This window comes from Vibrio splendidus (assembly GCF_002873455.1).
Taxonomy (GTDB): Bacteria; Pseudomonadota; Gammaproteobacteria; order Enterobacterales; family Vibrionaceae; genus Vibrio; species Vibrio splendidus_J.
Genome location: NZ_MCUN01000019.1, coordinates 62,146 through 68,145 on the forward strand (window position 1 = coordinate 62,146; position 6,000 = coordinate 68,145).

Annotated in this window: 5 protein-coding genes; 4 read left to right on the forward strand and 1 reads right to left on the reverse strand. The window is 40.0% G+C overall.

The window, feature by feature from the left end; all coding sequences use genetic code 11:
• Positions 1–394 precede the first annotated feature (394 nt).
• Positions 395–2,299, reverse strand: a complete 1,905-nt coding sequence (locus tag BCU75_RS16385; protein WP_102466506.1) for a methyl-accepting chemotaxis protein — start codon at positions 2,297–2,299, stop codon at positions 395–397.
• Positions 2,300–3,090: 791 nt separating this feature from the next.
• On the opposite strand from BCU75_RS16385, the gene BCU75_RS16390 reads away from it, so the two are divergent.
• Genes BCU75_RS16390 through BCU75_RS16405 form a run of 4 tightly spaced genes read left to right on the forward strand, consistent with a single transcriptional unit; the run spans position 3,091 to position 5,982 of the window.
• Positions 3,091–4,296: a DUF1611 domain-containing protein gene (locus BCU75_RS16390; protein WP_017077925.1), complete on the forward strand. Its 1,206-nt coding sequence runs from the start codon at positions 3,091–3,093 to the stop codon at positions 4,294–4,296.
• On the forward strand, positions 4,293–5,429 hold the full coding sequence (locus BCU75_RS16395) for an alanine/ornithine racemase family PLP-dependent enzyme (protein ID WP_102466507.1): 1,137 nt from the start codon (positions 4,293–4,295) through the stop codon (positions 5,427–5,429). Before BCU75_RS16390 ends, BCU75_RS16395 begins: the two co-directional genes overlap by 4 nt.
• Positions 5,386–5,751: a type II secretion system pilot lipoprotein GspS-beta gene (gene gspS2, locus BCU75_RS16400; RefSeq protein WP_102466508.1), complete on the forward strand. Its 366-nt coding sequence runs from the start codon at positions 5,386–5,388 to the stop codon at positions 5,749–5,751. Before BCU75_RS16395 ends, gspS2 begins: the two co-directional genes overlap by 44 nt.
• Positions 5,752–5,982, forward strand: coding sequence for a hypothetical protein (locus BCU75_RS16405; protein WP_004735670.1), 231 nt, complete (start codon positions 5,752–5,754; stop codon positions 5,980–5,982). It begins immediately after the preceding gene.
• Positions 5,983–6,000 lie beyond the last annotated feature (18 nt).

Sequence of the window (6,000 nt, forward strand, 5' to 3'; positions counted from 1 at the left end):
TTAGACTCTCTGCTGCATTAGAAAAAGGTATGGTAAAACTGTGAGCTTTGAGTGTCAGATTAGTTATATTTGGTCAAAATTCACCCGACTGAGAACGTAGGCTTTTTGGCGAAACTAATAATGGGGCATTTTCGAGCTAGAAAATGCCACGCGTAAAAATTCAGGTTGTGACGTTTTTGGACAAAAGCGTTTTAGTGGTTTTACTAAATTAGTATTCCACAAATTACTTATTGTATTGCAAACACTCTAATCAGGTAGCCAAATTCACTTATCCACCACATTAGATAGTTAAAACAAATTCTCCATAAGATAATTTTTAATATCGAAAAACGAAAATGACGCCCCATATTATGGTCGTCACCTTAAAACGTTTTTGAAAAACTATTTCATGCCGTTACCTAAGTTTAAATTTATTTACTATTTGAGTAATTTGTGCGTTTGTATCGGCAATACTTTCCGTTTGTTGCGCTGTTTCTTGTCCATTAGCATTGAGTTGGCTGACCATGTCGTTGATGGACGCCATATTACGGCTTACCTCTTGTGTCACACTACTTTGTTCTTCTGCCGCTGTAGCAATCTGAGTGCTTAAATCATTAATTTCAGCAATATGGTTGCTTAACCCATTAATACGTTGCCCAACCAGCTCTGTACTTTCAGCCGCCTTATTACAGGTATCCTTTGTCGCATCCATTGAGCTTGTAACCGATTGACTGCCATTAACCAAGCTACTTAGAGCTTTCTCTATTTCTCCTGTACTAGTTTGTGTACGACTAGCCAAAGCTCGAACCTCATCCGCTACCACAGCAAAGCCTCGCCCCTGCTCTCCTGCTCTTGCGGCTTCGATAGCTGCATTCAATGCAAGTAAATTGGTTTGGTCAGCAATATCACCAATGACATTCAAAATGGAACTAATGCCTTTAGTTTCTTCACTCATTGCTTGAATGTTATGAGCGGTCTCTTCTACCTCTTTTACTAAAGAAGAGACACTCGACTGTGCGTCATGAACTACCTCTAAGGACTCTCCGCTCATGGTGGTTGCTTCAGAAGTAAATTGCGCCGTTTCTGCTGCATGGTGAGCGACGGATTCAGCCGTTGAATTCATTTCTTCTATGGCCGTGACGACTTGTTCCGTTTCCACTACATGTTGGGCGAGTATTTGTCCGTTGTTTTGAGTCTGAGACGTCAGTGCTTTGACATCACCCTGAAGTTTTACTGTGGATGATTCAATTTCTAACATCATAGATTGTAAGCTTTCAATGAAGGTATTGACCCCCAGTGCAATCTGTCCAAGGTCATCATTAGAATTGACCGCAAGACGCTGTGTTAAATCACCATCACCACTGGATAAGCTTTGAATTGTGTTTTTGAGGGCGAGGATAGGACGGTACAAATAGTTCAACACAAGTAGTGCCAAAACAATACTTACTATTAAGTATATAAATGTAGAAATGAACGCCGCTTGTTTTGCTTCTTCAATCGTGGCAAAAACAATCGTTTTATCTAATGATATGAGCAAGTACCAGTTCTTTTCACCAAGTTCAATACGCCTAGAAAATAGTACCTTATCGGCACCATTCAATTCGTACTCAAATATTGCTGAAGGCTGACCAATAACTGAATTAGTCACTCCTTTAAAAGCAGTAAAATTAGTCAATTTATCGCCATTTTTAACAGTAGCCGATGTACTGGCTAAGGTAGTGGTGTCGTCAGACATAATCAATGCCATTGCACCTGAAATATTAATATCTTTTACCGCTTTATTTAGCACTTCCAAGGAAACATCGGCTAGCACAACACCTGACCCGAACGATTTACCTATACTCACCATTTGTTCGCCTGTAGAGGCGTCATTATAAGCATCAGTATATATTAGTTGTCCTGTGTTTTGTGCTTGGCTATACCAAGGCTTTTGTCGTGGGTCATAAGATGAAGGACTCTTGTGATTAATCCATCCATCGTAAGAAACCGAAGCATAAGCATCACCATTTTCAAAACCAATCATCATATTTTCAACGTTGGCAGAAAATCCACTCACACGCATTCGCTCAGCATGAGAGCTTGAATAGTTATAGCTCTTATAATCACTAGCTAGATTACTCACAGCGGTTGCTTTGCTAGTCATAAAGTCATGGACGCGCTTAGCTTCAACTTCTACACGCTCCTCGGTCGCTTTATAAATAGTAGATTGCAGCGCATCACGTTTACTAATAAAAGCTAGGTAATTTGCTGTTCCTACGGAAAGCGCAACCAAAACGGAAATAGAAGCTAATAAAGCCCCTCTAAAACTGAGTTTATCCATAAAAAATCCTATGATATTAAATTAGCTAGAACCAAAATCATGCTTCTTTGCTTTAGATGAATGATTTACGTATCTCCGATACGCTCACCTCATAACAAAAAAAAGCAATCATACAAGGCGTATGCATTCATCATTGATATATACATTATGTCGACCGTCTACCCAGTAACATTAGTTTAATTTGATCTAAACCTTTAGGCTCAACGGTTGAGGTTAGTGACTCTGAGCAGTTTGGGATAGAAGTGCTTAATAGTGATTTTTGCAACAGGCTGTTGCAAAGTTGGGGTTGGAGTTTGTCCAACAGCCTGTTGGACATTCGATGAAGCAGGCAATTTCCTAATTGTGCAACAGCTTGTTGCACAAATAAATCTCATGTTGGTTTCATGCGCTCTAAACACGTCTTGGGGCAGATCTGAGCTAGCTGGCACTTTTTGAGAAAAGTGCCACGAGTAAAACTTCAGGTCTATGAAGCCTCTGGACAAAAACGCGTTAAACTCAAAACTCTAATTCACTTAACTGATATTAGAAAAAGTATCTTGAAACCGTAAATCTGCGAGTTTGATACGGCGACGTTGAACAATGAGTATTAGCTATCTAATCAATCACGTTAGTATGGGTGAAGCCTGAAAGTGATAGACTTAGAAAGCGTATGAATAATAATCAACAAAAGTCTGGTGAGTGTGTTACCTTGGTCTCTATCCCTACCGCTTAGTAGGGACTTCTTTTCCTTTCCGAACTCGCATCTCGGCACTCTTTAGTTGCCCTCCTAAGCCTCACCGCAGGCTTTAATTATGTCTATTTCAACCCAAAAGTTAAGAAACATCTTCAAACTCACTAGAATTGAAAATGTAGAAATCAACAACGACGTACCCCATTTCGCACCTTGGTTACCACTTGCTCAAAAAGTAAAACCTGTCATCCCTTCTGCGATTATATATTGCGAAGGTAATTTTGGTAAAATTGATGGTAAAACCGCAAATGGGTTAGTGAGACATTCGTTAAGCTATCGTATTCTATCGGTTATTGATAGTGAGTCTGCTGGCTTAGATGCTGGTGAAGTTCTTGATAACAAAGCCAATGGAATACCGATCCTTGCTAATGCTGAAGAAGCTATCATTCACGCAGAAAGCATTCCTGATTACTTCATTTTTGGTATTGCGCCATCAAGTGGCTTTTTATCTGACTTAGATAAAAGCATCATTTTAAATGCCATGTCACTAGGAATGAACATCGTAAATGGCTTACATGAATTCCTAACCGATGATCCTCTATTTTTAGAAGCCAGCTTAAAGAATAACGTTCGAATATTCGATACTCGCAAACCCAAAAATAAAGGCGAACTGAAAACGTTTAGCGGGAAAATACACAACGTTAAATGCCCGAGAATTGCTGTAATGGGGACGGATTGCGCGCTAGGAAAACGAACAACAGCAACAATATTGGCGAATGAACTGACTAAAAAAGGCCTTAACGTCGTTCTGATTGCCACTGGTCAAACAGGCATTATGCAGGGAGCACAATACTGCGTTGCACTCGATGCTGTTCCTTCACAATTTTGTGCCGGTGAGTTGGAATCTGTCATTGTACAGGCCTATGAAAAAGAAAATCCGGATCTGATTATTATTGAAGGGCAAGGAGCCTTGAGTCACCCTGCGTTTTCAACCAGCGCTTTTATCTTACGTGGCAGTTGTCCAACGGGTGTGATACTGCAACATGCCCCTAAACGTTTATATCGTAGTGATTTTCCTGATTGCCCAATGCCTTCGATTGCCTCAGAAATCAATCTTATCGAAACGTTTTCTAATACCAATGTTATTGGACTAACACTGAATCATGAAGATATGTCGTTGGATGAAACACGTTGTGCGATAGACACTTACACTACCGAATTTGGTTTACCGGTTACTGATGTCTTGTCACAGCCTGTTGAACATCTACTGCACATCGTAACGTCAGCCTTTCCTATAATAGCAAGTAAACTGGCCGAAAAAGGGTGAACTACCCTAGGTTAGACATCGATTGTGGGAAAGTTCATCATAACGCTCAGTTCCTGATTTCTCAGCTCTCACTGAAAAATATATCCGTTACGCCTGTAACAAAAGCCTTCCTCGGCCACCCTATCATCGCACAAGTTCTTATTGATGCTGGCGCAACAATGTTAGCCGATTCAAGAATCGAAAATCTTCAAAAGATGACTGAATCTGGCATTTCTATCCCCAAAATGCTGATACGTACACCCATGCTCAGTCAAGTGGCGAGCATAATAAAATACAGTGATATGAGTTTAAACTCTGAAGTTGAAGTGATTCAGAGGCTTTCACATGCAGCGGAACAACAAAATTGCTGTCACGGTATCATTATTATGGTTGAGCTTGGCGATCTCAGAGAAGGTGTGATGCCAAATCGCGTGATTGATTTTATCCGAGAGATTATTTTTTTACCAAACATCACGATAAAAGGAATTGGTACGAATTTAGCCTGTCGGTATGGTGTCGCTCCAGATGATCAAAATATGAGTATTCTTTCTGAGCTTGCCGATGGAATTGAAGCTACATTTGGGGTCAGTCTAGAAATTATTTCAGGGGGTAATTCTGCTTCAGTTAACTGGGCTCTTCAGAGAACAGGCTTAACTCGAGTCAATAACCTTCGTATAGGAGAAGCAATTTTTTTAGGCTGTGAGCCTTTAGAGCACGAAAATATCAAAGGCTTACATACGGATGCGGTTTCTTTGACCGCTGAAGTGATTGAATCCAAGACTAAACCGACTTTGCCTTGGGGGAGTCGGGGGTTAAATGCTTTTGGTGAAAAAGAAAACCTTCAAGATAGAGGGGAGGTCTCACAAGCTATTCTAGCATTAGGCCGCCAAGATGTTTGTGTCAGCGGACTTAAGGCTCCGAATGGGATTAAGATCATGTCTTCAACCAGTGATCATCTTGTCCTTGAATCCTCACAGAAACCACTATTTGTAGGGGAAAAAGTCACATTCAGTTTAGATTACAGTGCGCTCTTATCTTCTATGTCTTCACGTTATATCCATAAATATTTTAAGGCACCTAAATGGAGAAGAAAGGAAGAAGGAGCGCATAATGCTACGAACAACTGTAATTCTCTTCGTCAGTGTCATGCTTAACGGTTGTCAAATAAGCCCAATAAAATCTAATGGACTTGCCGATTATAGAGCGACAGTTATTTCAAGCCAACTTCCACAAGAGTTAGGCTCAATCACACTCGTAAATGCACAGTCAGAAGGCGATAGTGTCACTCTTGTTTTCGTAAAAAAGAAAACTTTAAATATGGACCGCTTAGTAGAAAAAGTCGCCGTTATTTTTTGTGACAACATCGAAATAAGACCACTATTAGAGAGTGGGATCTCTTATCGAATCATTACCTTAGGAAAAAATGAGAAAGTAGAAAGCCTTAACGTCATTTCTCTAGCTAAGTGCTCTAATTGAATGCTTAGCAGTCGAATGGATAAAAGCCAATACGAGTTGTTCAATGTACTCAATGACACTATTTTATTGAGGTTTGACCGCCTTACGCCTTGGGAAAAAAACTTTATCACAGAGTTACACCATAAGGTCGTAACTAGACAACTCATTTCAATTAAACAAAAACAGCTTGCTTTAAAAATTTCAATGAAAGCCTATAAATCAAAGAAGAAAAACGCGCGTTCCAACGTCTAATTTAAGCTTGTGTATACC